The 25908-nt window shown below is 40.7% G+C and carries 28 protein-coding genes; 1 reads left to right on the top strand and 27 read right to left on the bottom strand.

The features are described from left to right. Positions 1-147: 147 nt before the first annotated feature. A complete protein-coding gene (locus ACLHV8_RS22525) occupies positions 148-1230 on the bottom strand; it encodes a hypothetical protein (RefSeq protein ID WP_001232447.1) in 1083 nt (360 codons plus the stop codon). Positions 1231-1590: 360 nt separating this feature from the next. Beyond that, complete coding sequence (locus ACLHV8_RS22520; RefSeq protein WP_001285422.1) at positions 1591-1803, bottom strand: Hha/YmoA family nucleoid-associated regulatory protein; 213 nt, start codon at positions 1801-1803, stop codon at positions 1591-1593. Between the two features lie 169 nt (positions 1804-1972). Between ACLHV8_RS22520 and ACLHV8_RS22515 the strand changes: the two genes are divergently transcribed. Further along, complete coding sequence (locus tag ACLHV8_RS22515) at positions 1973-3148, top strand: tyrosine-type recombinase/integrase (protein WP_000795949.1); 1176 nt, start codon at positions 1973-1975, stop codon at positions 3146-3148. Between the two features lie 301 nt (positions 3149-3449). On the opposite strand, the gene ACLHV8_RS22510 is transcribed toward ACLHV8_RS22515, so the two are convergent. From ACLHV8_RS22510 to trhI, 25 genes are all read right to left on the bottom strand, one after another. Continuing rightward, the gene (locus tag ACLHV8_RS22510; RefSeq protein WP_001198595.1) at positions 3450-4355 is read right to left on the bottom strand and encodes a hypothetical protein; all 906 of its coding nucleotides are present in this window, start codon (positions 4353-4355) and stop codon (positions 3450-3452) included. A 9-nt stretch (positions 4356-4364) separates the two neighbouring features. Then, positions 4365-5327, bottom strand: a complete 963-nt coding sequence (locus ACLHV8_RS22505; RefSeq protein ID WP_000119428.1) for a DNA replication terminus site-binding protein — start codon at positions 5325-5327, stop codon at positions 4365-4367. Positions 5328-5417: 90 nt separating this feature from the next. Beyond that, positions 5418-5864 carry a hypothetical protein gene (locus ACLHV8_RS22500; RefSeq protein WP_000549069.1) on the bottom strand — a complete coding sequence of 149 codons (447 nt, stop codon included), beginning with the start codon at positions 5862-5864 and terminating at the stop codon, positions 5418-5420. A gap of 16 nt (positions 5865-5880) precedes the next feature. After that, positions 5881-6417: a hypothetical protein gene (locus ACLHV8_RS22495; RefSeq protein ID WP_000107167.1), complete on the bottom strand. Its 537-nt coding sequence runs from the start codon at positions 6415-6417 to the stop codon at positions 5881-5883. Between the two features lie 73 nt (positions 6418-6490). Next, complete coding sequence (locus tag ACLHV8_RS22490) at positions 6491-6748, bottom strand: hypothetical protein (RefSeq protein ID WP_001371933.1); 258 nt, start codon at positions 6746-6748, stop codon at positions 6491-6493. A gap of 7 nt (positions 6749-6755) precedes the next feature. Beyond that, positions 6756-7346 (bottom strand): hypothetical protein, encoded by a 591-nt coding sequence (locus ACLHV8_RS22485; protein ID WP_000578891.1) that lies wholly within the window; start codon positions 7344-7346, stop codon positions 6756-6758. 44 nt (positions 7347-7390) lie between these two features. Then, a complete protein-coding gene (locus ACLHV8_RS22480; protein WP_001004201.1) occupies positions 7391-7666 on the bottom strand; it encodes a hypothetical protein in 276 nt (91 codons plus the stop codon). Between the two features lie 263 nt (positions 7667-7929). Further along, entirely contained in the window at positions 7930-8886 is a 957-nt protein-coding gene (locus tag ACLHV8_RS22475) for a hypothetical protein (protein ID WP_000149830.1), read from the bottom strand. 489 nt (positions 8887-9375) lie between these two features. Next, positions 9376-9996 carry a hypothetical protein gene (locus tag ACLHV8_RS22470; protein WP_031942301.1) on the bottom strand — a complete coding sequence of 207 codons (621 nt, stop codon included), beginning with the start codon at positions 9994-9996 and terminating at the stop codon, positions 9376-9378. A 66-nt stretch (positions 9997-10062) separates the two neighbouring features. Next, positions 10063-10983 carry a hypothetical protein gene (locus ACLHV8_RS22465; protein WP_031942300.1) on the bottom strand — a complete coding sequence of 307 codons (921 nt, stop codon included), beginning with the start codon at positions 10981-10983 and terminating at the stop codon, positions 10063-10065. Positions 10984-11051: 68 nt separating this feature from the next. Further along, positions 11052-11987, bottom strand: a complete 936-nt coding sequence (locus tag ACLHV8_RS22460; RefSeq protein ID WP_000691119.1) for a hypothetical protein — start codon at positions 11985-11987, stop codon at positions 11052-11054. Between the two features lie 69 nt (positions 11988-12056). Further along, the gene (locus tag ACLHV8_RS22455; RefSeq protein ID WP_000762003.1) at positions 12057-12935 is read right to left on the bottom strand and encodes a hypothetical protein; all 879 of its coding nucleotides are present in this window, start codon (positions 12933-12935) and stop codon (positions 12057-12059) included. Between the two features lie 78 nt (positions 12936-13013). Beyond that, positions 13014-13535, bottom strand: coding sequence for a hypothetical protein (locus ACLHV8_RS22450; protein ID WP_001011130.1), 522 nt, complete (start codon positions 13533-13535; stop codon positions 13014-13016). Positions 13536-13804: 269 nt separating this feature from the next. Beyond that, a complete protein-coding gene (locus ACLHV8_RS22445) occupies positions 13805-14296 on the bottom strand; it encodes a toprim domain-containing protein (RefSeq protein ID WP_266143999.1) in 492 nt (163 codons plus the stop codon). A 105-nt stretch (positions 14297-14401) separates the two neighbouring features. Next, the gene (locus ACLHV8_RS22440) at positions 14402-15370 is read right to left on the bottom strand and encodes an IS5-like element IS903B family transposase (protein ID WP_022649395.1); all 969 of its coding nucleotides are present in this window, start codon (positions 15368-15370) and stop codon (positions 14402-14404) included. Positions 15371-15391: 21 nt separating this feature from the next. Next, the gene (locus tag ACLHV8_RS22435; RefSeq protein WP_266144058.1) at positions 15392-16102 is read right to left on the bottom strand and encodes a hypothetical protein; all 711 of its coding nucleotides are present in this window, start codon (positions 16100-16102) and stop codon (positions 15392-15394) included. A 113-nt stretch (positions 16103-16215) separates the two neighbouring features. Further along, complete coding sequence (locus ACLHV8_RS22430) at positions 16216-16437, bottom strand: hypothetical protein (RefSeq protein WP_000192120.1); 222 nt, start codon at positions 16435-16437, stop codon at positions 16216-16218. A gap of 72 nt (positions 16438-16509) precedes the next feature. Beyond that, a complete protein-coding gene (locus ACLHV8_RS22425) occupies positions 16510-18516 on the bottom strand; it encodes a VWA domain-containing protein (RefSeq protein ID WP_000762700.1) in 2007 nt (668 codons plus the stop codon). A gap of 77 nt (positions 18517-18593) precedes the next feature. Continuing rightward, on the bottom strand, positions 18594-19721 hold the full coding sequence (locus ACLHV8_RS22420) for a DUF3150 domain-containing protein (protein ID WP_000174396.1): 1128 nt from the start codon (positions 19719-19721) through the stop codon (positions 18594-18596). A 63-nt stretch (positions 19722-19784) separates the two neighbouring features. Next, positions 19785-19958 (bottom strand): hypothetical protein, encoded by a 174-nt coding sequence (locus tag ACLHV8_RS22415; protein WP_031942299.1) that lies wholly within the window; start codon positions 19956-19958, stop codon positions 19785-19787. A 131-nt stretch (positions 19959-20089) separates the two neighbouring features. Next, complete coding sequence (locus tag ACLHV8_RS22410; RefSeq protein ID WP_031942298.1) at positions 20090-21148, bottom strand: ATP-binding protein; 1059 nt, start codon at positions 21146-21148, stop codon at positions 20090-20092. A gap of 57 nt (positions 21149-21205) precedes the next feature. Further along, positions 21206-22183 (bottom strand): hypothetical protein, encoded by a 978-nt coding sequence (locus tag ACLHV8_RS22405; RefSeq protein WP_000810361.1) that lies wholly within the window; start codon positions 22181-22183, stop codon positions 21206-21208. 60 nt (positions 22184-22243) lie between these two features. Further along, entirely contained in the window at positions 22244-22621 is a 378-nt protein-coding gene (locus tag ACLHV8_RS22400; RefSeq protein ID WP_000120822.1) for a hypothetical protein, read from the bottom strand. 57 nt (positions 22622-22678) lie between these two features. Continuing rightward, a complete protein-coding gene (locus ACLHV8_RS22395) occupies positions 22679-23551 on the bottom strand; it encodes a hypothetical protein (RefSeq protein WP_000041927.1) in 873 nt (290 codons plus the stop codon). A gap of 394 nt (positions 23552-23945) precedes the next feature. Next, a complete protein-coding gene (gene trhI / locus ACLHV8_RS22390; RefSeq protein WP_000517885.1) occupies positions 23946-25730 on the bottom strand; it encodes an IncHI-type conjugal transfer helicase TrhI in 1785 nt (594 codons plus the stop codon). Positions 25731-25908: the final 178 nt, after the last annotated feature.

Below are 25908 nucleotides of genomic sequence, written 5' to 3'. Positions count from 1 at the left end.
AAAACGTTCTGGCAGCATACTGAACCTGTTTAATGAATCACTATATTAAGCTGTGTCAAATTTAAGCTGCCAGAAAAACTGACTGTCTGTGCCGGATATGCGGTACACCTCCTGCGGCAAGGGTTTAATGCGCAAAGCCCAATTTATTTATAAGAGTGAATAGTTTTGTGGCTCTACCCTGCCGCTCTCCTTTCCTGTGTCATGGTTTTTAACATCTGAAATACTGACATTGTTAAGCCGGTGATTGTATAAGGCGATGCGGACAATCTCATGAAGATATTCAAGTTCGTTTTGTGTCAAGGACTGGCCTTCCTGGGTTTTTGAAATCATTTCCTGCCAGCAGATCAGTCTTTCGTAACTGACATGTTCGCTGTTTTCCAGGCAGTGCAACCTGAAATAGCGAAGGAACAAAGGAAATTCATCGGTCTGAGCGATGTCATAAGCCCGAACCGTTAACCGACACAGACATACAATCGTATCCTGCTGTAACCTGACTAACGCGTTATGACTGCCCGGAAGGATATCAGGCAATTTCATCTTACAGTCAGCAAGGCGCTGAAGAAGAGGCCCTTCCTCTGAAGGCTCCCGTCCCCGATACTCCTGAAGAGGTTCAGATTCAAGTTCATGCATTAATGGATGATATAGCCATTCCCGGGAACTGGTCTCATCAATGATCAGGCTTTCAATGCACTCACTGTATGTTGTTTTACGTCGCCCGAGCTGCACCTGACTGATTTCATATTCAATATCTGGAAGATCGATACGCAATGCGGCAACTCTTTCGGAAGGATGAAGGTGGTCAAAGGTTAACTTCGCAGAAATGCTACGATCCCTGTCCAGAAAGACGGCCACACATAAATCATTAACCTTTACGAACAGATCAGCTGTGCCTCCGAACATACTGCCGCTTCCAATAACCTCATTCAGTGAAACCGGCCCACCATCGTCGCCAGCGAGAAGATTTGGGAAACCAAGAACCTGGTGCTCGTTGATGACTTCAATAATTTTTCCCCGGATGGCTTCCATCAGACCATCACAGTCACCGGCTACAGCAGTACTGTGTGAGAAATGCCAAAGCTTGACCTCCCCCTGCTTTGCTAACAGATCAGTTTTGCAAGCGGGGCAGATGCAGTTACAGTCGATACCCCGGCTGACCTCTGTAATATCTAAAAAGAGTCCTGATTCTCTCTGGAGTCCAAATGGAATACCAAATGTGTAACTCTTACGCATGGCTGCACCCCGTTTTTGATAATTATTCAAACTATATCCGAAATAACGGAGGAGGATTTCTGTAAAACGAATTAAAAGAAATGATTTTTTAGTTTTCCAGATTAATGTTTGACAAGAATCAAATGAGAGCCTTACAAATATGGAGAGAGAAGTTTAGGTAAAGTAACTTTTATCACAACTTCTAAAATTAAGGAGAATATCGGATGTATTTAGCAGTGGGCTTGGCTTATGATTAAAGTCTTTCTCCGAACTTAATAAGAAAGTTAAAAAGACAGGCTATTACAGTGCCTTTAGCCCCGAAAGGGGCATAAACTATTTTCAAATCCAGACACAGTCTTTTTGTTGTGCCAATATCAATAATTACTCGCGAACAAAGGTCCACACACTCGCAGGAACTTTGTCATATAACTTTTTCATTGTCAGTTCAGCTTTACGATGATCATAAGCACCAGAAATTTCAAGAGAGGCGACACCCGAGTTTTTTTCACATAACCTTTCAAATACTTTTTCGAGCGTTTCGAACGAACTACACTTACGGAATTTCATTAAATAAGACTGCTTTGTGTCAGACATAATCAACCTTCTTTAGACAGGCCTCAACTGGCCAGGGATAATCTTAATATCATTTTTCACTTAAGCCTAACGATTTCACAACCTTTTTCGTTGTTTCCACCCTGTTCATAACCAGGTACATGAGTGCTAAAATGACTGTAAATAAAACCAGTGTATCCCGGTGAGCAGGATGAAGAATCAATCAGTGATCAGACAGTTTTCGGAAAGCGAATTGCATCAGCAGCTGGAAACGTTCGGCAACCATGATAAACAGCTTTCACGCTTGATCCGTTACTTTTCCCATCTGAGATACAACACAGCTAAAACCTATCTGCACTGGCTACGAGTATGGAACGAATGGTATCAGGCGAATGCCCGGTTGCATACAGACTGGCCAGTAAGTTCGCTCCCCGTGTCTGAGGAAGCTCTGCTGGCGTTTATGGGGCATCTTGAAGGCAAATTGTCACGAAGCAGCATAAACAGCTGTCTTCAGGCCTTAAACAGTATCCATAAAAAAGGGCTTAACCTGCCCGGGATTATTACGTCTGAAGCATGGTACATGCTGGAAGCCTTAAAACAATCGGAAGCCCGGAAGCGAAAGACGACTAAACAGGCAACTCCCTTTCTTATTGGCGATCTCAAGGCTCTGATAAAGTTACGCAGTACTACAAACTCAGTTCGTAAGCTTCGTGACCTGTGCCTGATCTGGACAGGCTTTGAAACACTGCTCCGTTCATCCGAAATTCGCCGTATACGTCTGAAAGATCTGTCTCTGGATAGTATGACCGGTGAATTTAACCTGACGGTATACCGTACAAAAACGAACATCAGTACACTTCTTACCTACCGGCTGACACGTCAGTTAACTAACTGCCTCTTGAGATTGATGAACCTTGTGAAAATGGATCAGCACAGTCATCCGGATGAATACCTTTTCCAGGCCGTAAATTTCCATGATACAGGCTATATGCCACCCGGCTGGAAGCTTCGGAGTAAAGGGAATGAGCTATCTGAGCTTCTTAAACGGCATAACCTGCCCTACCGTGCTAAACAAAGTCTTCTGAACGATGAAGATGAGGAAGACACTGTGGACGATGCCGGTATGCTCAGCAAAAATTCCCTTTTACGGGCATTTAAAGAAATGTGGAATGAGCTTTATCCAAATGAGACTAAAACCCGTTACTGGACAGGGCACAGCGTTCGTGTAGGCGGTGCGATACAGCTGGATATTGAAGGTTACTCGCTACCACAGATTATGGAAATGGGGAACTGGTCGAATGAAGAAATGGTTATGCGCTACATTCGCAATATTGAAGCTGGTAAAAAAGCCATGATCAAGCTTATGCGAAATGCCTTTGATGAATAGCGCCCTCACGGGCGCATAACTTTATTTTTTCTTGAACGGGTTAAGTCTGGTGAGATTAGAGAGTGCCCCTCCCGGAGGCAAAATTCCCGTCCTTTTATATTTGTACACGCCATTTAATTTCATTGTCTGGATTCCAAGATTAATAAGCGTGACAAGTTTAAGGGTATACAGGAGTGTAAATTGGGGAGCAACCTGAATAAAAACTAATAACAAGCCTGCACACATTACACGTAGCCATGCCGCGTACTCCATGCTCAGCGGACGCTTGAAATAGAATCTTTCGAGCAAATCAACTGTCTTATTACTGATCCACGCCGCCGCCACTGAGAGTAACAACACGATGCACACCATAATGCCCAGTTCCATTTTCACTCCCTTCTCTTTTAGTCTGTTTAAGTTGAGGCTTAGCCACAGTAGTTTTGTTTTTTGCTTTTTTCTTAGGTTTGGTATGGTGAAACAGAAAACAATCCACCATTACCCAACCATTTTTATATCGAGCCACCAGCATCTTCTGGCTGGGGTAATGAGCATGAAACAGCATTTTCACGTCCATGGTGCCCATCAACGACTGTTTGCGCTTTAGCTCATCCTCAGCCATCTGAAATTCTTGTAAGAATTCTGAAGACAGACGCTGACGCAGAATTCTTATGGCACTGGAGTTTTCATCATTCTTTGCCAGGTGCCCGAAGCGTACAAGTGCCTTGTGGGTTATCTGGATGGGTCCCAGATGAGAGCTGAGCTGTTCGTACTGCCAGAAGTAGGTCAAATCCACCTTAACCCAGCTGATGCTGTCCAGCAGAGCCTCGTTCATGATGGTTCCGGACATAGGTACCATTGTCAGCCTGGCCAGACGCATATGTATGTAGTCCGTAAGCAACCTCAGCGACTCAGGAACGTTTTTATTGAGTAGGAGATGCTGAAGCACCGGGGTTGCGGTCTGCCAACACAGATTGCGCCCGTCAGGCAGGAAAGCAAACTTTTGATCGTCAGGCGCAGAGTTCGAAGCGTTTTCCTTACGAAGCAAAAAATAATGGCCGCACAGCAGCTCTGCTCTTACCTGGTCCTCGTCAGGGTCATGTCGGGCTTTACTTAGATCAACGGTTAGCACAACGCGGTTAATCGCATCAGCGTGATATTTTTTTACCCAGACGCAGACACGATAGAGACGCTCATCGATTTTCTGGCTGGCTGTGGAAATCCATTGCATTGTTGTTCCTTAATTTTCGGGGCTGACAATGAAAATGCCCAGCTCAGCCCCCGGCACGAGTTCTGTATATTTCAGGCTCAGCTTCCGTTGGTTGGACGGACCCTGGCTGTTTTCAGGAGCCCAGTCAGAGAGCGTTTTTAATTGAGGTATGTTGCCTGCTGCGAAAATGGGCAAGGATGCTTTTACTACTGAATAATCAGTCTCAGCATATTTATTCCCGTTTCGTTCCTGCCCTTCAGGCCTAAATGCAAAAATGTGAGCAATCGGAACAGGGAAAGAGTTAGTTCGACAAAGGCGATAAGATTCGCCCTGCTTCAGTGGGTGAAATTCAAGACGGTGTAAAGCCTTATCGATATTAGACACGACATTCAAATTGGTAGTTGCTACATTTTTTACTTCTGAGGCTCTCCTGCGCTCCAACAAACTCACAAGTTGCTCTGCTGTTTTAACTTCCTGGTTTCGGTTTAGCCGCCATGAAAAAGTAACTTTTTTAAGCTGGGACTTGATGAAAAGGATATTTCTTGTTGAGTGCATAGCGACAAGGCCCGGGAGCTTCTTGTGCACTTTATCAAAACGGACATTCTTTTTATTATCGATACGCCTCATTGCCGCAGCAAAATCATTTTTTGCTTCGTTTATAGAAGTGATCAAGCTTTCGAGAAGATCTGCTCTTTCGGGGACAATGATTAGACCCGGGTATTTAGTGGTTACTTTGGTGGAATCATGACTTAATGACTCTATGTCATCCACACAGATGTCAGTAAGTGCCTGAATAATTTCCTCAACCGAAGCATCGTCTTTAATACTAACCCTGATGGGTTTAACCTGCTTCAAGCGCTCTTCTGTTCTAGATACGGTGGAGACAGTCATCAGGTTTGCCATCATCGGGGGGGTGTTCGAAAGAAAACACTTGAGCGAGTCGATGCGTTCCAGAATCTGGTCACGAAAATAGGGCAAATCGTCATAACTCATACGTTTCTCCAGGCTCATGTTATTTCCAATCAATTTTGCTGCCCAGGCTGACCTTGCAGAACATAAATGTCATGTAAACCTCTAAAGAAGTCATTTTGAAACAGCTTTCACAGCATGCGATTTATGTTCGATAGGGCTCATGAACAAAGGATGATAATGGAGACGCCATGGATAGTGGATAGTCTTACCCACCTGGGTGATCCGATTGAGGCGAAAACGACCATTTATACAGTCAACTGACCAAAGCCCGGGAGAAACTAACCTCTTCCAGCGGTAAAAAGAGAAACCTGCAACACAGAGGTCATGCTCCAGGAAATGTTGAGTTTCGACGACGCGAACTTTTATCAAAAACCCCAGCATTGGCGAAAACCAGATCAACAACCATGTTGGCGGCAGGATGACTTTGTTCAGGAGATGATCTGTCATAAGCAAGGCAGATAACATCAGAAAACTGATAGTCAACCACAGGGCCATCCAACCGGCCCATACGCGGCTCTGACAGGGTTTCCATTCGAGAAGAAAAAGTTTTTTATGCATTCTGCCCCGCCTAATTTTAATGTATTGCCGAAGTATGCTGCATCATGATGGTGGTGCGGGGAAAGATTTCAAACTTCCACAATTCTGAAGCCGTGTTCCAACCATGAAAGATCCCGTCTCCACAGCGAGTGTTAAAAGCAAGAATTTCATCCCTGACCTGGTAAGCGAGCACTTCTGGCATATCAATAAACTCAGGTAAGGAAAGAAGAATTCCATGGATAACTTCTCCGGTTAACTTACTCATAACCTCTTCCTCAGACAGGGCAGCGTCCGGGAACAAACACAACGGAAGTGAAAAACAACATAGGTCAAGACCAATAGCAGCCCTTCCTGCGTCGTAGCCTTCTTCATTAACGACAAAACGAAAGAATTTTTCTGTCTCACCCCGTAATGATGACGGTCCTTCAGACGGAACTTCAATACCACTGAAGACTTTATCGGTCCAGTTGGTAAAAGGACTGGTGAAAACCCAACAAATTAAGGATAACGCCAGCTCTTCCTTAAACATACGTTCAGTGCCGGTAGTTCTGGAAAGTTGCTTTTGAGTACTCATGTTTTACCTGTTGCATGAAATTATTGATGTTATATAAACACAACCGGCATTTTATCTAATAGGTTTGAAAACACTAAAAATCGCAAATGCTGGTACCTTTCTGTTTTAAGAGATTTTCAAGGTAAAGTGAGGCTAGATCAATTGGCTGGTTCTCTTCAAGACAGGCTCGCACAAGATCTTCAATAGAGACCGAATCAACCCCCCTTCCCTGTAAAATTTCTTTAGCAGATGCCAGCGTTTTATGAACGCTTCGACTTAGTTGTAATCTGACTTGTGTGCGGGTATCAAAAAGACAATCTTCTGTGACACTTTGTGAAACGGTTCTACTCATTGAAAAATCACTCCATTTCTGGGATCGAATGAAAATTAACAGCTATAGATGTATCAGGTTTCCCATTTTCTACGATACTCAACCACGTACGCGCTGAGATTTGTTGTTCACAGACGAGTATGTAACCTGTTCCCTGTTGATGATGTAGCTCAAGAGCTTTTAGGATAGGCTCTGAATGAGGTCCGAGAGCATCACGCGTGTGAATAAGCGTTTGCTCTGGCAATACGTTGCTAAGCATAGACAGCAGAACATTACGCTCATCCTCATTATCCGACAAAACAAGAATTATACGAAAACCCGTTTTTATACGAAATCTGATTTCTGAAACTAACTTTCTTAATCTTAATTTATATATGACCAGGCGGAATCGAGTCATCAGTAAAGAGACCACTGTGAAGATAACGATTACTGCGCCATATTTTGACCTGTAGAACCACCAGTTAAGGCCTCCAGCAACTATCAGGATTAACATTAAAATTAAACTCCCATAGAAAAAAAGTGCTGGGTAGCGAGTTGTCTTTCCTTCAATTAGTGCTGAGGCAAATATCAAAATGGATATTCCGTAAATTACCCAGTCAAAAATACTTTCTCCAATCATTCTTTAGTGAACATCCTTAAAAGTGGAAATGTAGGTTTATGGGTTTATGCATTTTCCTGATGGCCTTGACAACCAAGGATTTCACAGAAATTGTCACAGTGTGAAGCTGTAACAAAGCGCTCTCCACGTTCGAATCGCTCAACCAAATCCTTTCTTACTTCACTTCCAGGTTTCTGGAAGATGTACTCAAGCTGGAGATCCTCGGCCGTTGAAAGTAGTCGTTCTATGCTGAAATCAACATGGTAAAAGCAAAACTGATTATCAACCGGGGGAAAGTTGCTTTTGGTACTGTTCTCGTTTTTGGATTTTAGTTCATTCATGAGCTCTCCTTGGTTGAGAACAGTATACAAATCTCTTTAGGGATTTTTTTTCGTTAATAGCACTTTTTTGAGTTTAAAGAGTATGTTCATACCAGAGCATTAGAGGCTACGAAAAGGATAATGGAATTAGAAAGATAGATTTTAAGTGGTGATGTAAGGTGGGATAGGTAGAAGAGGAGTAGACGCTTGTAAGCGAGGCAAAAAAAAGGCACGGAAACCGTGCCATAAGAGTATGTGAGAAAAAATCAAAATCAGGGAAAGAATCAAGCAGCTTGTGAAACTGAATCTCCAACTGCAAGATTTAAATTTCTTAGGTTATCGAAAACTTCAGATACTAAGTCATTACGGTCGTGGATTTTAATCCGCCCACCGGTTAACTCTGAAACATAAACGGTATGGCAGAGGTCAGTAACCACTTCGCCGTATTCATCAACGACTTCCAAAGATGCAATCATCGGAATATAAGAAGCCGCAGCATAGCTCTCATAAATACTTATTATGGAGTCATTGTTGCGTCGAGAAATTACCCTACCAGAAGGTAAAGCCTCATCTTCCATATAGCAATCAGATAGGTCCTCACAGAAGTCATTTTCTTTAAGTGAAATATTAAGGGTCAATTCACTGTTGATAGAGCGTGAATAAGAATATTCACTCAGTTTATAGCAAGCCAAACTTATATCACTAAAAGTTTCATAAGCTTTATAGAGGCTCGATGTTATAGACTCAGATACAAATGTTATTAGTCCAATAAAATGAGTATCCCAGAACTGTTGCAAAGCAAAACGGGCAATCATAACCTGACCATCAACCTGCATCAGTCTGTTATATTCATCCCGGTCATAACCTTTCGACTGAGAAACATCATTAGACATGCTAAGAACTTCACTACAAACATCATCATATTCAAAACGGCTAGTTGCAAAGTGTTTTCCTGAAATCTCAAGGTACTGACCAGAGACTGCGTCAAACACCTCAAGAAAGTAACAGAGTCGAGATTTTAAAGATTCTCTGTTTAAAGCTTCTATTTCATTCTCAGAGATACTATCGACATATAAATCAACAGCATTCTTGAGTTCAATAGCTTTGATATTACAGGTAAAAGAAAGCTCGTCACTTTGACAATGGCAAACACTTAATACTATATCCGCCTCATCAAAATCTATGCCAAGATAGCTCAGAACTGCTCGGACATAGTTTTTATCATCAGATGAATGTGTCATATACACTACCTCAAATTTGAGAGGAAGTGCCCCAGAAGGGAAGCGACTTCCCCACTGGGTTAGATAAAAGTTTGGTTAAGCTAAAAGAAGATGCCAGCGACAGATTTTACATTGTCATAGACAAGTGTCTTCAGCCAACCAAAGTTACTTTTTTGGACTGAAGCAAAAGGATCATTGAGACGCGTTACGAAAATCGTCAAAAGCTTCAGTTATTAGTAATGTGCGATCAGTTACTCTGTATCGGTCATTACTTTCGAGAGATACGTAAGTTGAATGCGAAGAATCACAGACAACACGCCCTCTTTTATTGATCAATCTTACTTCCATCATCACCGGCACATTGATAATTGAAGCAACATCGGTATAGAGGGATATGAGGGCATCATTGTCACAATATAACGCCCCGTTCCCATCAAATGTATCGTTAAACTTAATATATATATCTGGCATATTTGCCGGATAATCATCAGTATTGAAATCAATGCATAACTATAAGTCATCATTAATACGGCGATTAATCTTATGCTGCCCAACACGTACAAAGCCATGTTCAACAGCTTTGATAATCCTTAAAGTTTCATTAAGACAATCTGTAATTCTTTTCTCGACAAATGAGATAAAGTCACCAAAGTCGGAATGAAAAAACTGTTTAAGTGCAAATTTCGCAACTAACACTTTCCCATCCACCTTCATTTTATCGAGATAAAGATTTCTTATAGCATCAGTAGAAGAATTAGCTTTAGATAACTCTTCACAGTCATTAATAATCATTGAAACAATATCAATAACTTTAACTGGGCTTAAAGTATTACTATATCCGCGAATATCAAACGTAAAAAATCCGAAATTCTTAAATACTCCAAGAAAATAAATTATTTTTTGTTTCAAAAGAATAGAATCGGAGTAAGATGCGTTGTGCTTTATTAGTTCAGATATGTAGAGATCCAACATACAATTTAAATTATCGATATCTACATCGTAATCAAAGGTTACTTTGTCGAACGAAGTATCAGATAATTGAACGGTTATATCGTCAGCGGGAACATTAAGGCCTAAATTTTGATAAAGAAAGGCACTAACAAATTCCACGTGGTCAGATTCTTTAAACATTTACACTACCTCATGACTAAAAAGGAAGTGCTTCCCACCGGGAAGCAAGTTCCCGGATGGGTTAGATTAATTATAAAAGAGTTCTTCAGAAGGTACATGCATTTCTGGTTTGAACTGTTTTAAGGAGTTGTTTATAGCTTTTCGATATAACCCTGAAGAGTGTGGCTTAAACATTTGATATTCCGTAACGAGCAGAGGAGACGTAAAGCATCCTAAGTTCACTAGTGAAATATTTGATGTTTCTTCACAAACATCTAATTCAGCGTATATCCGCCTCTTCATTACCCTGCCTGCTAAATAGCGACGAACATGATTTATAAACTTGTCCGCATCTGATATAGAATTAACTATATAATCAGATGTGACTATCTGATTAGATACAGTTTCAGGTATAGCTTCGGCTATTATTTTTACGTTCATTTCATAATCAACACTATGGAAGCAAGCAAGAATTTGTGGCTTCGCGCTTTCTAAAATCTTTTCAAGAACAGAAAAAATCAGAGAGAACTCGTTTAAAATTCGCTTTTGTATAAGTCCATGTAGATGTTTTATGAAAGGAGAACCGTGTTCAACAAGGCCTAGTATAAGATCCTTAGAGGCCAAATCTGAGCGGTAATAAACGTATTCTAGATTATCCCGGTTAAATCCTTTGATAAGCAAATCAGGCTTCTCTGAGACCAGTCGTAAATGAGTTGAAGCTATAGAAACTTCAAAACGAAAGTTCGCGAGATTTACAGGGCCTGCTTTTAATGTAGCCGCTTCGGAAAAATAAATGAAAAGAGGATGCAAATCATCGTTACCACAGTAAAGATGGTCTGCGCCCTTAAGATATTTCACCAAATGAGGTAGAAAAGATATTACTGGAATATCAGCCACAAATCGAATATGCCGAAATGGTTTTGAATCCAAATATATATTTTCCACTACAGCGCCAACAAAACCCATTTTAACAAGAATAGATTCAACTAACTTTTGTATCGCATTCATTTAAATACCCTCTTAATAGAGGGATTTCTCCCAAAGGGAGAAATCCCTATGGGAGAAAATAATTTTAATTAATAATTGTAGCGAAGCGCATGTTCTTTTTCACTAAGATGGTTTTCATATTCCGACTTACCAGAACTTAAACACTCTTTGAAAAAGACCTTTGAAAAATTCTTCAAGTCACTTCGGTTGTTAATTTCTTTGTCAGACATCAACTTAGCTGAGTGTGAGGTATCCACAGGCCCCAACCACCATTCATATTTAATATAAACACAATTGGTTTTTGTATGTCCATTTAGAAATCGTTTTGCATTTCTAAGTATTTTTCTACAACCGTTAAGGTCTGAAAGTAAGATATCTGGAGCAATGAGCTCTTCCAGAATATGACCAGGTAAGCCTTTCCTAAAAAGCTCAACATCGTAACTACAATACCAGTCACGATAATTAAAAGCTTTAATAAGTCTTTCAGGTGTATCCAAAGATATCTTATTCAGGATTTTTAATGCAAAGCATACAGCATCTTTTAACAACTCGTGCACCTCAACATTGATAAATGAGAAAAACGAGCTTAATTCTTTCTCTAAGGAATTATACAACTTACCGTAAATATCCTGAGAAAAAAGATACTGCAATCTTTCTTTATTATAAGTGCAATTCGAAATTGAATAGACTTCTCCTCTTTCGATTTTGCACCCTTCCCTTAAAACTATAGGAAACCTCAAATGGTTAACAATGAAAGAATGATTCTTTCTTTGCTTCAAAGCATCTAATTGAAATTTCGTAATTTCCTCCAGATTTGCATCTTCAAAACCTGGAAAGGGAATATCACAGAAACAAGAACTATATGCTTTTGCTGATTCATACATAAACTCCAGTGAAACATCAGCATCAAAAGACATACCAGAGAACATGCCCTGCCCATTGTCTAAAAATGTAATGTTTTTAACCTGTATTTTTTTATGTTGAACAACCAAAAAGGCATTAATGATTTTTTCGATAATTTTCATGTGATCCTCTCTCAATAAAAAAGGGATCACTCCCATATGGGGTGTGATCCCCACATGGGTATAATTTAATTAAAAATCTGTAAGACCTAAATCTTTATTTCTACCACAAACTGTAGAAGATATAAGACGTTTTACTCGCTTTCGAGCACTTCGGCCTGACGTATCTTTCAAGTACATCGGTAATGACAATGATGAGATTTGATTACTTCGCTTATGATGGCAGACTATATAGCCCTGCCTCCACCCCGAACGCACAAACTCACGGATGCGGTTAATATATGCCGAAGCTTGAGATTTTGTACTTATCGATTCAGAACACTTTAAGTTCTGTTCGATAGAGTAAAGCTCAGCCGCCATTAATTTCACCTCATACAGGTCATCCCCATAACTTATAGTTTTCAACAGCTCTTCCTTTTCCCGAATGAAAAATACTTGCTGCATTCCAAGGATCAGGTCATAGGCCTCTCGAAAGAGGTCGATAAGCTTATTACGAACATAAATCATAAACTCCTCAAAGTGCTGAAGCCAGAAATAAGCCGCATTACTTATTTGTGAATTGTGAGAACAAACAAGCCCTTTAGCAAGCTCGACCTCTTCCTCCCGAAAAGTAAAGTTACTTTTCTTAAACCGACTTTGTTCAAAAATGCTTTGATGCATTTCTATCCATACAGAAACAAAACCGAGGGATTCAAATTCTTCGTTTAACAAATGTAAACTTTCGAAGATTTTCTGAATTTCGATCCCGATGTCATATGACAGTGGACATTCTTTTATAGAATAAACATAACCGGGTAGGAAGTGAGATAAATGCTCAGTTCGCAAATATAAACTGAATTTAAGTTCTGTCAGTGGTTGTTTCAAAGATAATTTAGATGATTCGCTTATATTTACTGGTTCAACACCATTTCTAATCAAAATAGCTTTTACCAGGTCCGTAGCTAACTTCATACAGCCTCCAGTCGTTATTGAGGCCTCCCTGATGCAGGTTGGCCATCAGGGAAAATATGTAAATCAATTAGCAACCAATCAGACCGTTGCCATTACATTGTCAATGTATCTGACAAGGGATGGGCGGTCGTCCTGTAAGGCAAAACGGCGAAGGTCATCAAGATTATACGCAGGAAGATAATCAGCGTAACCTCGAATACGAAGGTCCTCAACCACAACTTTTATATACTCAAATCGTCCAAGATTTCCTTTTAATGGGGGTTTTCCTGGACTAGACAGCATATCGTCTGCTTGCTCCCATGTGATTTCTTTAGCTTCACCACTATGTAGATCAAGATGGACATATATGAATGACTTATAATCTCCACGGCAACGAAGATAATATTTCGGATAGAAATATTTGTCACAACGCAACAAACACGTTCCTGAAGGACGAACTACGTACAACAGGTTTCTGTCATTTTCTAATATGCCATGTTTCAAAATCGTTATATCTATCTCATTATCATGCAGCAAATAGCATGACGATGGTTCATTGACGATGCGCGATTTTATAACAGCAGCAAATTTATTAAAAACTTCGTTAGTTTGAAAATTCATTAAAATGCTCTCCGATGTAAAACGACGAGCATCACCATAACGGTAATACTCCCGTTATGGGTTTTAATAGTTTATGGAATAACCATGTCATACAACCGACCATAGCCAGTAGTACCGCACATTTATTTAACTGAGCAAGCATCTCAGCCGTGAAAAGACCTTAAAGGCAGGTAATTATCACGAAGGAAAGCGGTTATCTTATCAATACAATTTAAAAAATAATATTGATAAGATAACCCCCCCCGCAAAATGCGGGGGAGTTATCGTTGTTACAGCTGATTAAGACATTCAGGAGCCCAGTGAATCGGGAATCCATCCTGCCCTGTTAACTGGAGAACATCGTTCCAGTCGATACCCTTTTTCCCATCAGGAATATCTTGTGCTGGTTCGAAGACTTCAATTGTCAGCTTTGATGCGGGATATCGTTTAGCCAAAAACTCAACCATGCGGCTTTGAAGTCGCTGAGCAGCTTCGATACCGGCACGAGTGCCTTGTGAGTTAGCAATATCCTTATCCGCCCAGATATAAAAGTTTATATATTTTACATCCGGCGGAGGCAGTAAAAAATCAGGAACAGTAACGTTTTCAAGGCACCATGCGGAGCTGGCTGCCCAGCATGGTGTTGAAGTCGCTTCTACAACAGAAAGCGCATTCTCGATCCCTTCAGCCACTCCCAGTGTCCAGGTCGAACTACCTGAATCATAGTGAGGGTCAAACAACTGAATTGAGCCACCTGTCATATCGGCAGGAGGCTTCATCATCAGCTTTGGATTTTCTACAGGTGCCTTATCACCGTTTTTGTCTACGTATGGGCTTTGTTGAATAAATCAGATTTCGGGTAAGTCTCCCCGTAGCGGGTTGTGTTTTCAGGCAATACGCACGCTTTCAGGCATACCTGCTTTCGTCATTTTGTTCAGCGCTCGTACCAGGGCCATAGCCTCTGCAACCTGACCATCGTAGTCACGCAGTGTCAGTGAACCTCCGAACAGCTGTTTTACCCGGTACATCGCCGTTTCCGCTATCGAGCGACGGTTATAATCTGTTGTCCATTTCCACCGCGCATTACTCCCGGTCAGCCGCTGATTCGCAACAGCACGGTTACGGTCTGCATATTCACCGGGCCAGTAACCCGCGCCTTTTCGGGGCGGGATAAGCGCGCTGATTTTCTTACGCCGCAGTTCATCGTGACAGAGCCGGGTGTCGTAAGCGCCGTCTGCCGATGCTGCCCTGATTTTTCTGTGAGTCTGCCGGATAAGACCCGGGAAGGCTTCTGAGTCCGTCACATTGTTCAGCGACAGGTCTGCACAGATGATTTCATGTGTGTTGCTGTCAACTGCCAGATGCAACTTTCGCCAGATACGGCGGCGTTCCTGGCCATGTTTTTTGACTTTCCATTCGCCTTCACCAAAGACCTTCAGCCCGGTGGAATCAATCACCAGATGCGCGATTTCACCCCGGGTGGGCGTTTTGAAACTGACATTAACCGACTTTGCGCGCTTGCTGACACTGGTGTAATCCGGGCAGCGCAACGGAACATTCATCAGTGTAAAAATGGAATCAATAAAACCCTGTGCAGCCCGCAGGGTCAACCTGAACACGCGTTTAATGACCAGAACGGTGGTGATGGCGAGATCAGAATAGCGCTGAGGTCTTCCCCGTGATGAAGGCGTTGCCGACTCATACCAGGCCTGAATAGCTTCATCATCCAGCCAGAAAGTTATGGAGCCACGGTTGATGAGGGCTTTATTGTAGGTGGGCCAGTTGGTGATTTTGAACTTTTGCTTTGCCACGGAACGGTCTGCGTTGTCGGGAAGATGCGTGATCTGATCCTTCAACTCAGCAAAAGTTCGATTTATTCAACAAAGCCCTACGTATGTTCTATGGATAGTCAGAGGCCGACCTCGGGTGTCACGATAGATTGCAATCATTCCCGGATAGATAATCGATTTCTGCTTATCTTTATCCCAATAGTAGATCCGGTTATTAAAGCCTAAATCCTTTGGTAAGTGACTCAGTAAGCGGGAGATCCCACGATTACGGAGGTACAAAGCAACAGGAGTATTAGGCTTTATTTCACCGGTATAGTGATACATCACATCAAGTTTTCGCATTCGCTTTGCCACTTCCTCTCGGTCAAGAGTTTCTGTGGCACGAACTGCTGATTTATAGCGTCGTTCATTTTCAATGTCGGCGTCAGTTAACGGAGCATGCAGATCCATCCCGAAAAAATCTGAGAGAATCTTTTTGCAAGTCTGCGTTTTACTTAATTCATAATATTTCGCCAGAACATCAATTCCGTCGCAAAACTCATTTACCGGAAAGTCATTATGGATCGCACATCCGGTATAAAGGTCTTTTTGCCGGAAACGAAACTTCGATTTCCCTGCGCCAGTAAACGGGCAAGGAACCTGGCTCGGGGCTTTTGCACAAGCGTCTTTGAAAGCAGGTATTCTTTCGAATATATACTTCCAGCCAGACACTTCAGCAATTCGAGCATGAACGAGTTTAATAAAGTGTTCAGATACTTCCTGTGGTTTACGACGAAGAGCCGGGGATGCATAAGTCATGATGATCTCTCTTATCTGGCATTGTGAGTTTCTCAATGCCTTCTGCGGTGCAGAAGACAGGGAGAAACCCACAACGCAGAATTTAAGAAAGAGGGCCCGGGGGCCCTCAACATTTATGCTTCAGTCGTGAAGCCATTATTCTCAAGACGCTGTATGTAGTTATCTACAAGTAACGCAGCCTGCTGGCTATTACCCTCCGCTATAGTGACTTCGCGGAAGATTCTTTCCTGAGGGCTATCATTGCTTATAACTTCACCAACACGTCCGAAAATACGGACTTTATGCATCGCACCGACTTTTTCATGTTCTACACGGTAAGTTTTTATCTGAGTCATATTTTGCTCCTTATTCCTTCATGGAGCAAAAAGACCCACCGGGGCCTTTTTGCCCCGATTGGGTAGAGTTTATTAAGAAAGTATTTGATGAACTAGCTTACTGACTTCAATAGACAATAAAGAAGTATCATCAACTGTTACGAAAGTGTCCGTTTCAAAACCAATTATTTCATCAGTCTTAATACCAACACCAACGATTTCTATTCCATTACATTTAGCCTTTTCCATAACTTCGACGATAGTAAATTCCGATTTATTCGGATAACCATCAGTTATAAGAAAAATTATTTTCCTATCGAATTGGCTGTCAAGTAACAGATCAACAGCTGCCATTAAAGCAGATCCCGTAGGGGTATAATAACCCTTACATCCAAGAGTGAATTTCGATAGAGATTCCTCAACGCTTTGATCAAACGTTTTGATAATCTCAAATTCACTTTCCTTGAAGGGAAAAACTATATTGGAGACATGCATTTTTGACAAACTTTCAGCGGCCATCGATAAAGCAAGATCTGACTTAATGGCATGAATATATCTTTCATCATTAGCCATTGACGCTGAAATATCACGAACTAATACGAGGCCAACATGCCCTCTATTTTTAGATTCGCTTTGAGCTCTGAAGACATCACGAACTCCCATTTGTGACAGAATTAATCGATTTCCATCGAAGGTAATTCCACGCTCATGAGTTTTGTTTCGGCCACGCATTTTAACCTGCTGTAAAACAGACAAGTCGCTACCGATTGAATGACTCAGAGACAAAGCCTCATTGTAAACATTCAAATCGATAAGGAGATCAGGGATATCCCATTCAGAAGCACCGAATTCGGCTTTCACGTCATCGGATACTTTTGATGCAATACCTTCAATCTCTTTAGCCAAAGCATCGTGATAATCTTCGCTATCCTCATCACTGCTAAGAAAGGCATCCAACAAATCTGCCAGTATCTCCCATTGAGCCGATGAAAAGTTACTTTCATCTTCAACGTTAGTCGAACTGGCTTCATCTGATTCACTCTCGGAAGGGTTAATCGCATCAGTATCGTCTTCAATAATGTTATCACCCGTGGGATTGCCACCGGTGGGTTCATTATTTCCCTCGTTATCTTCAGCAAGTTCTGAAGGCTCAGAACATCCCTCTTGAGCAAGATCAGCGTTATCGGAAGTATCTGCCTGACCTTCACTATCGTCCTCAGAATCATCCTCACGACTATCAGTCGACGTAAGCGATTTATCTTCTGATTCGGTATCGGTATCGGTCTCGGATTCATCATATGCCTCCTGCTCCTCCTGCTCTGTCTGCTGCTGTTGTTCCTTTGCCTCATCCCGCAGTCTCTCTAAAAGAGCCAGGGTCTTACGAGCAAGGGATTCACAGCCCTGAGTATTTTCACAACCAAGAGCATCATGAAAAATTTCCTCAACATCAGAAATTACTGGAGAAAGTATCTTTTGGGCATAGTCAAAAAACGGATCGAGGGTTTCTTTGTGACCTACCTGCTGAAGGACTTTTACTCGCAATGAGTTAAGCAGATACCACTCAATAAATAGGACAGGATTTTCCGGACGAGAAGATATATCAGGAGTCATCCTTCCGGCTTTAACCATCAGTGCGTAAGTGGCTGCAAGCCGCCGCTTTGCATCCGGATAATCGTTACCAACCTTCTCTTCCATCTGTACATCATCGAACAGATTTATAAGCCCGGTAAGACGTTTTGCCCTGCTATAAGCTTTACGTTTCTCAGCGAGGCTCTCAAACTCTGCATTCATTCCGTCATCGAAGCGTGTAAACCCTTCAGATGACATGAGAACACTATTAAAGGCGTCACTGTAAACCTCACTGACGGTATAGCGACCATGACCAGCTTCATGACAGGTAAAACCTTCAATCAGACTGACAAAGTCATCATCGCTATAATCGCCGTTTGGTAAAACACAAACTTTATTGACAGGATCAAAATACGGTCCTTTGGTATTGTCGTCTATTACAACTCTTACATCGCCTAAGCCGCTAATGACTTTTGCTATATTCTGTAAACGCTTAATATGGCGCGGCGATGATTTAAGATCTAATTTCATAGAATACCTCTTTATAAAAAAGGGGTACTCACCCAGATGGTGAAGTACCCATCTGGGGTTTTTAATAAAGCAAACAGTTACCAGCCTTTGAGCTCGATATCAAAACCATTTTCAGCATTGTCTTCCTGTTGCGAAACTGATTTCTCAGGTTCAGCTACAGAATCAGTGTTTGAAAACGTGCTGTTTTTTATATCGTTCTCTACGACAGGTTCAACCTGAAACACATTTGTTGAATCTAAAATAGCTTCAATACCTGTGTTCTGTAGCGCGTTCGGTTCTGTTTGTGAGCTTTGATTAAATGATCTGGTAATAGATTCCAACCAGTCAGTAACCTTTTGCTCTCCTGAAATAATACGCTTTAACATTGAAGCATCACTCATGAAATAAAACCACTGCTGTAACACCGCAACGTCGCGAGGTTCAGAAATGGCACCTTTAGGTAAATTATTCATTATGTGTTTTATAGCTTCTGCAAGTACTGCCGCCTCTTTATGTATAAACATGAAGCTAATGATCTTATTTTGCATTTGCTTCAGTCGGTCAATAGTACTTGAGCGCAAATTATTATTTTTACTAATTTTTTCATAAACCCTCATTGCTTCTTCTGCCAGATCTGTTATCAATTGTTCCTGATAGTAGTCCTGGGTTTCATCACCTTCAACGCTAATAGGCGTAAAAGGAATAAAGTGAGCAATATTAAATCTAAAGGATTTTATGAAATCATCTTTAGTTAATTTCAACTGATCAATCAAAGAAGACATTCTTGGGCTTCTATTTTTTTCAGCCTCAATATGCATCTCATAATTGTCTACAACGTTTTGAATACCTGCCTGAAACTCTCGTTCAATCTCTTGGGCCCCTTCCAGAAACTCTTCCATACTGGAAACTGGTAAAATCCACATATTGCTATAGCGGATGCACAAGCGTGAGCAAAGGGTTGATATTCTGCTGGTAATCGTACTTTTGAAGCTAAGGGCTTTTATGTCAATCCAACGTACTTCGCTTTTAGATACGCTTTTTTGATCCGTAATATCATCTCCATCATAAGACAAATCGATTTTATCGGTTCGACGCGATCCTTGACAGCCACTTATTTCAATTTTTGTTATAACTGCACCTTCCAGTAAATCTGGATATGATTTTGCAAAATTCTCAGAGATTTGTTTTGCAGATACTTTGTTAAGCATTGAAGTATTTAAAGTCATGGGTTTCTCCAAAAAAAAGGGGAAACCCTCCCCAACGGGAAAGATTTCCCGATAGGGTTGATATTAAAGCTTCTCTGGCGCAATTAAAAGAATACCGGGAAACTCAGCGGCAACATCATCATTGCCCATTGCTCCCTGATACATATAACCTTTTAATTCCATTTCTTTAATTATACCTTCCATATTTATTTTACCATCATGATAAAACAATAAAGAATAGTCGTTATTCAGTTGCATAAGTCCAGTAAAATTAGTTCCGTTTTTTGCTATAGCAATGGTAGCAGCACCATCCGTACTTAAAAACGCACTAAATTCAAGATGGGATAACTCTGAGATACAAATATCAGAGGTTTCATAACAAATCCCATCTAACTCGACTTTTTTGCTGTGAAATACTCCAGCGATTTATCCTTGTCTTCGCCAAGAGAAAGATCTATAGCTTGAAGAACAAGATCGACCACATGTAAAGGTAAAGCAGAAGCAAAAGCTATTTTGAAAGTGTCAAGAAGACTAAAGGTTTTTAACGTCATCGACGTGCCAACCCAAGCTACTAATTGACGAATATCCATCACACTGTCTTCTGTACCAGAGTCATTTACTGCAATCGCTACTCTTACGAACTTCTCAATGACCTGAAAAGGCAAAGAGCTATATCGTTTAGTAAGCACATTGGTTAAAGCAACTTTGTCGGGCTTCACCATTTCAACTATCAAGAACCGCTTTATAAAAGCTGCATCTTGACGTTGAGAAGAAACGAACCGGCGAGCGCCTCCACTCATGTTTGTGTTTGCAGTACCAATAAATCGCGTGTAGCCATTAGCAGTTATAACCTCACCACCATTAGCACTGAGTGACCAGGGCTTACGTTCAATGGGCATGTGAAGTTTTGCTGCCGTATCAGGATCGATTTTGTCCACTTCATCCAGAAGAATGAGGTGACCATTACGAAATCCCGTTACCAAATCGCTGTGTACAAAACCTGTATTACCACCATTAAGACTGCGCTCACCTTCAAGCTCATCAACTCGAATATTGCTGTTGATCTGCTTAATTGTCAGCGGCCAATTCATCATGTGGCTAATGTACATTACCATTTCAGTCTTGCCAGAACCGGACTCACCTTTAAGACACACACTTAAATCTATATCCGGACTGATAAGCAGTTTAACCACTTGTTCAAGTATTCGGGGATTTGGTATGTAGTCTTTGTTCAGCGGAGCTCGATACGAGGTTTTAGTTTTGAAAACAGGCACAGCCATCTTTGGATCCATTTCTGGAATACCAAAAAGGTCCTTTGCTAGAACTAAAAGATACTCACCTTTATCCACATAATGTTTTAACTTTATAACATCCGGGGAAAGAAGAGCTTCTAATTTTTCATAAGCATCAGAAGATGTTTCATTTAACTTCATAGCGGCATTAGACATTTTTAACTCCGGTAAAATGCAAACACCGCCCTCTGGCAGATGTTTGCCAGTGGCATTTTATTTGAGATTCATTTGGCAAATAGTTGCCATCAGTTTCCTGATTTGAGGCACATTATAACCAAGATGATTTCCCACTATTTCAAAAGCTTCAGACATGATCCATTCAAAATGATTTTCGAATATTGGATTTATTTCTAACTTGCCAAAAGCGTTTCGTTTAGTTAACAGATCACATGAAACAAGCTCGTCAAACAACTCTAATGTGGATTTAAAAGCTTTTATGTAAACATCCATAATTTCCCTGTCAGTCCATTTAACAGCCAGTTTTTTTTCTGACATTAAATAATCCTGATCAAAGAAGATGTCCCAGCCCATATCGTCATTGCAATCATGCAAAATGATTTCATCATCATTCCTGCATTCAGCTAATTTCGTGTTTTCACTAATCGAACGATGCGAATGATAATAGAGCCATGATTTTAATTCCGCTCTAAATTCACATGCATCAAGTCCATGAGATAAACAAGTGTATTCAAATGATTTTGACATATACCACCGTGTTTCAGCTTCTAAAAGTGGATTCACTGTGATATTACCATTGTCATCTTTGAAGAATAACTTTCTCCTCAACACTAGTTCTTTAATGATTTCCAAAGACTCTTCCATAGCGGATAGAAAAACAACATACACATCCTCAGGGGTCCATTCTATTACCAGACCACCCAAATCTGGGTTATATTCTTCAACCGAATATAGATAATCTGTTTCTGCTGCAAAATTAATTGTATGCAAAATCTGATTTTTAAGTAATTTGGATTTTTCATAAAGGTGATTTTCACGCCTTTCAGAATCATAATTTATCTCAGAAATGTTACTTTCATCTGATTTAAAGTTTAATCCGGACGTGTATGCATCATTTAAATGCTCTTTGGGTGAATCAACTATTTGCGTTATTTCATCTTCATCTATATCGAATATAGAAAAAAAACTAAGTTGATTACTACTTATTGCAGTAGCCCTAAATTTTTGTTTCATGGGGACTCCAAAAGGAGAAATCCCATGAAGGGATTTCTCCCCTTTAGGGTGGGTTTAATGTCAGATCTGATTAAAGCTACTTTGTCCAAAACCTTTTAGAGGTTTAGGTATGTGAGCCAACTTACTTGTTGCTACCACTCTCATGTAGTCAAGAGGATGTTCTCTCCCTTCAATCATAATAGTATCGACAACAATATAACCGGAGACCATCAACTCATCACCCTGATTTATACCAGTGAAACAGGTTGAATACATTTCAGGCGACACCTTGATTTGAACTGAAAATTCTCTCTCAGTGATTTCACCATCAACTTCTGTCTTCATCCTATTTTTGAGCTTTATTAACAAACCTATACTCTGGTCAGTCATTTTTTTCTCCACAGCACTGATAACTATCCCGGACACTTTTACTTCATTGATATATTCAAGATATGACATTTTCCGCTCCTCGATTTGTTCAAAGAGAAGCCCCGTTAGGGTTCCCCCTTAACAGGATTAAATAAATTTATTAGTTACATACATGAACGTGCAGACTACCAAACAGGCAATTCCGGCAATATGTAACCAATTTCTTGTTGGTTTAGTTGGTGCAATCGCTAAAGAGTTCTCCAACTTCTCTGTTACAAGACGTCGATTCTCTGCTTTAGCCGCATCATCTAAATATTGAGTTTCACGCTTAGCGAGAGTCTCAATTTTCGATTTTATTGCATGGTCCCATCCTTTAGTTTCAAAAACGCTTAACTCACTAAAGGTGTGCGTCATGAGATCTTCTGGGAAACCCAGTTTTTTCATTAACGGACGAATGGTATCATACATTTTTTCTACATTTTCGTAGTGGGCCTTTACTGCGACATCAAAACGCTTACGTAAAGTTAATTTTTCACGTTTGCAAATGATGTCCGAAACCCAATTTATTAACTGCTCATTTTTGAGTTCACTGGCTTTTTCAAGTGAGTAATCCAGATTATCCACGTCAAGAAATGAATTTAATCCGTATTTTTCAAACTCCTCAACAAGATATTTATCCAGTTCAGTTAAGCTTTTAAAAAGTGGTACATCTGGGGAAGCTTTAAGAAGCTTATAAGCTCCTTCGAAATCAATTTTCTTGACCACGAGCTCCACAACATCCACATGATAATAGCTTGAATAAGCAGAAAGCTTTTCGGCCAACAAAGACACAGGCTTAAGAGACTTAAGTTCAATGATATTTGGGCCGTCCTCATTCAAAATAACAATCAGTTCATTATCACGTTCTGTATATTTCATCAGAACTTCTAAGAGCTGTTTGTTTAGCGCCTTATCCATCTCTGGAATAATTTCACTAAAGGTTTGATGAAGGGCTTTACTGCGAGCTTTATTTTTAGACATTTGGGGTCACCTATATATAGTAAGAAGGAAGAAACAAATTTTTGTTTCAACACGAAGGCAAAGCCTGTCATTCATCTCCCGTAAGCTATGAACCGCCTGATTTATACTATCTGGCATTAGAAGTACGCAACAAAAATAGCCCCAGGAGGAGCTAAATTAGTTACGGTTTGGTAAATTCAGATTGCCTTTTGCAGGCATGGGAAGTGCACCAGCGACAAAGGTGACATTTTGCCGGTGGTGTCTTACAGCTTGTTTAAGCTGGCCGCTTTTCACGGCTAAATCAACGCTTAACGCGAAAGTAACTTTAAGCAAAGTTACTCAAATTTGGGAGCTGATATTTAAGCTCATTGTTTTTATACTATAGCTTTAAGCATAAGTAAATGCCCATATCGAATTATTCTGTATAAAGTGGAGAAATTCGAATATTAGCTGCTTCTTTTATCTTTTCTTCACTGCATTCTCTTAAAAAGAAAGAAGGATCACCATACCACATTACAAAAAGTTGCTTTTCTGCACGCGTAAATCCAACATAAAGCAAACGTCTTTCTTCTTCTATTGCCTCCTCCCCAACTGATCTTTTACTTGGTATCTGATCCGCATTACAACTCATTATTATTACTTTATTCCACTCAAGACCCTTTGAACCATGCAAGGTTGATAGGACTACTTTCTCTGGGCTGTATTCCTCGTCCTTCTTCCTAGGGCCTAATGACATTGCAGCAGCACGATTTATCATATTCATCCAACCAGTCTTTTCTGCCCACTGTTTACAAGTGTCTAAAGCAATTTTTGTTAAGGTTGCTGTACCTTTATTACTCCTCATCTTGATTGACGACGATTCCATCCATTTCGTAAGGTTGGCGAAACGTTTTGCTATCTCAACTTTATCAGAACTTTCCTGGGTAAAGCGCACGAAGTTTGAATGTAATGTTTTTGTTTCGAGAGAACTGTCCTCCGGGATGGCAAGGTCGCCAAAAGTAACTTTTCTTCCTCTCATACTCAATGCCACTTCATCCAAAACTGATTCCTGTTCTCCAAACAATGCCAATACTCTCTTCATTAAGCGAGGATCATTTGATTGTCGGAAAAAGGCCATAAGGCTTAACACATCGCTTGTTTCTTTTTCATCCCAGAATGATTTACCTCCGTAACGAATTACTGGCTGTTCGATCAAACTTTCTAGCTCATCCAAGTGAGCATTATTGCGGCTTAGAATTGCCCATCCATGTGGATCCTGATTTATAAGGCTTAAAATACCCTGTATCTGTTCCTCCATATCTACATATGAACGAAAAGTGACCTTTCCCCCTCCCTTTTTTGCCGAGCGTAACTCTTTGGCATAACGGTAAACATTCTTTCCTATCAGTGCTCCGGCCACCTCTAAAATTTCAGGTTCACACCTAAAGCATGTGTTTAAGTAAAATATGTTAGGTCTGAAGTGTTTTTCAAACTGTTGAAATATTTTGACTCCTCCTGAGGATCTGAAGGAGTAGATGGCCTGATCATCGTCTCCAACTATACTCGTATAGACTCCAGCTCTTGTATGCAATGCTATCCATGAGAATTGTATAGAGTCAGTATCCTGAACTTCGTCTACTATCAAATGTGTCAAATCTAACGTGCGCATTTTTCCCGAATGCATTTGACCGACAACAAATTTTGAAAGAGCATTGAGGTCCGCCACATGGTCTTTCTGGCATAACGCCTGATAGGTATTAAACAAATGGATCTGTTGTCTGTTATGCCGAACTGAAATCACATCCGTATCCATTTCTCTGCCGATAGCATCAATAACGAATTCAGCTTCAGCAAACTTCATCGTTACACCGGATTCTTTCAAAGCCCGGTGAATGACAGATCTCTGTGCTGGCCCTATCAACATCTTTCCCGGCCAGCGAATCATGTCCAGTTGCTTCTTAACGAGTCCGTGAAAAGTATCCACCAGCACCCGGTCAAGATCCTTCTTGCTCAATCGCTTTTGTAACTTTGCTGCAAGTGCGTTTGTTGCAGCGCGAGTAAAGGTCACCATCCCGATTCTTGCATATGGATACTTTTTGAGAATCGATATAACCGCTTCTATCATGGTGAACGATTTGCCTGATCCAGGCGCTGCTATCACCATATTGTTTGCGCTAGCATTCTCGATAACAGGTCTTTGCTCTTCTGTTGGCTTACCCATTTCAACCTCATTACTTCGTTTTAATAATTATACATTTTTATAAAAGCGCTTTTCTTGTGTACTGCTGGTTCTACTGGAAATCACTTTTTTTCCTTTTTTATGCAATCAGGTTGTTTGTGAAACGCGTGACTATGGAATAATGGTTCCATCTCCAAAAGACATTACAAAAAGGGCTTTA

It is taken from the genome of Enterobacter sp. CPE_E863 (assembly GCF_046521465.1).
GTDB lineage: Bacteria > Pseudomonadota > Gammaproteobacteria > Enterobacterales > Enterobacteriaceae > Enterobacter > Enterobacter adelaidei.
This window is presented reverse-complemented; position numbering and strand designations above follow the sequence as displayed.

Excerpts from the sequence above, each read along its gene's own strand:
- ACLHV8_RS22395 (WP_000041927.1), bottom strand. The coding sequence starts at position 23,551 with ATGTCTAAAAATAAAGCTCGCAGTAAAGCCCTTCATCAAACCTTTAGT.
- ACLHV8_RS22450 (WP_001011130.1), bottom strand. The coding sequence starts at position 13,535 with ATGAATTTTCAAACTAACGAAGTTTTTAATAAATTTGCTGCTGTTATA.
- ACLHV8_RS22405 (WP_000810361.1), bottom strand. The coding sequence starts at position 22,183 with ATGAAACAAAAATTTAGGGCTACTGCAATAAGTAGTAATCAACTTAGT.
- ACLHV8_RS22520 (WP_001285422.1), bottom strand. The coding sequence starts at position 1,803 with ATGTCTGACACAAAGCAGTCTTATTTAATGAAATTCCGTAAGTGTAGT.
- ACLHV8_RS22455 (WP_000762003.1), bottom strand. The coding sequence starts at position 12,935 with ATGAAGTTAGCTACGGACCTGGTAAAAGCTATTTTGATTAGAAATGGT.
- ACLHV8_RS22415 (WP_031942299.1), bottom strand. The coding sequence starts at position 19,958 with ATGCAACTGAATAACGACTATTCTTTATTGTTTTATCATGATGGTAAA.
- ACLHV8_RS22515 (WP_000795949.1), top strand. The coding sequence starts at position 1,973 with ATGAAGAATCAATCAGTGATCAGACAGTTTTCGGAAAGCGAATTGCAT.
- ACLHV8_RS22410 (WP_031942298.1), bottom strand. The coding sequence starts at position 21,148 with ATGTCTAATGCCGCTATGAAGTTAAATGAAACATCTTCTGATGCTTAT.
- ACLHV8_RS22480 (WP_001004201.1), bottom strand. The coding sequence starts at position 7,666 with ATGAATGAACTAAAATCCAAAAACGAGAACAGTACCAAAAGCAACTTT.
- ACLHV8_RS22425 (WP_000762700.1), bottom strand. The coding sequence starts at position 18,516 with ATGAAATTAGATCTTAAATCATCGCCGCGCCATATTAAGCGTTTACAG.
- ACLHV8_RS22490 (WP_001371933.1), bottom strand. The coding sequence starts at position 6,748 with ATGAGTAGAACCGTTTCACAAAGTGTCACAGAAGATTGTCTTTTTGAT.
- ACLHV8_RS22470 (WP_031942301.1), bottom strand. The coding sequence starts at position 9,996 with ATGTTTAAAGAATCTGACCACGTGGAATTTGTTAGTGCCTTTCTTTAT.
- ACLHV8_RS22400 (WP_000120822.1), bottom strand. The coding sequence starts at position 22,621 with ATGTCATATCTTGAATATATCAATGAAGTAAAAGTGTCCGGGATAGTT.
- ACLHV8_RS22510 (WP_001198595.1), bottom strand. The coding sequence starts at position 4,355 with ATGCAATGGATTTCCACAGCCAGCCAGAAAATCGATGAGCGTCTCTAT.
- ACLHV8_RS22465 (WP_031942300.1), bottom strand. The coding sequence starts at position 10,983 with ATGAATGCGATACAAAAGTTAGTTGAATCTATTCTTGTTAAAATGGGT.
- ACLHV8_RS22430 (WP_000192120.1), bottom strand. The coding sequence starts at position 16,437 with ATGACTCAGATAAAAACTTACCGTGTAGAACATGAAAAAGTCGGTGCG.
- trhI (WP_000517885.1), bottom strand. The coding sequence starts at position 25,730 with ATGGGTAAGCCAACAGAAGAGCAAAGACCTGTTATCGAGAATGCTAGC.
- ACLHV8_RS22485 (WP_000578891.1), bottom strand. The coding sequence starts at position 7,346 with ATGATTGGAGAAAGTATTTTTGACTGGGTAATTTACGGAATATCCATT.
- ACLHV8_RS22420 (WP_000174396.1), bottom strand. The coding sequence starts at position 19,721 with ATGACTTTAAATACTTCAATGCTTAACAAAGTATCTGCAAAACAAATC.
- ACLHV8_RS22505 (WP_000119428.1), bottom strand. The coding sequence starts at position 5,327 with ATGAGTTATGACGATTTGCCCTATTTTCGTGACCAGATTCTGGAACGC.
- ACLHV8_RS22495 (WP_000107167.1), bottom strand. The coding sequence starts at position 6,417 with ATGAGTACTCAAAAGCAACTTTCCAGAACTACCGGCACTGAACGTATG.
- ACLHV8_RS22445 (WP_266143999.1), bottom strand. The coding sequence starts at position 14,296 with ATGATGAAGCCTCCTGCCGATATGACAGGTGGCTCAATTCAGTTGTTT.
- ACLHV8_RS22435 (WP_266144058.1), bottom strand. The coding sequence starts at position 16,102 with ATGACTTATGCATCCCCGGCTCTTCGTCGTAAACCACAGGAAGTATCT.
- ACLHV8_RS22500 (WP_000549069.1), bottom strand. The coding sequence starts at position 5,864 with ATGCATAAAAAACTTTTTCTTCTCGAATGGAAACCCTGTCAGAGCCGC.
- ACLHV8_RS22525 (WP_001232447.1), bottom strand. The coding sequence starts at position 1,230 with ATGCGTAAGAGTTACACATTTGGTATTCCATTTGGACTCCAGAGAGAA.
- ACLHV8_RS22475 (WP_000149830.1), bottom strand. The coding sequence starts at position 8,886 with ATGACACATTCATCTGATGATAAAAACTATGTCCGAGCAGTTCTGAGC.
- ACLHV8_RS22460 (WP_000691119.1), bottom strand. The coding sequence starts at position 11,987 with ATGAAAATTATCGAAAAAATCATTAATGCCTTTTTGGTTGTTCAACAT.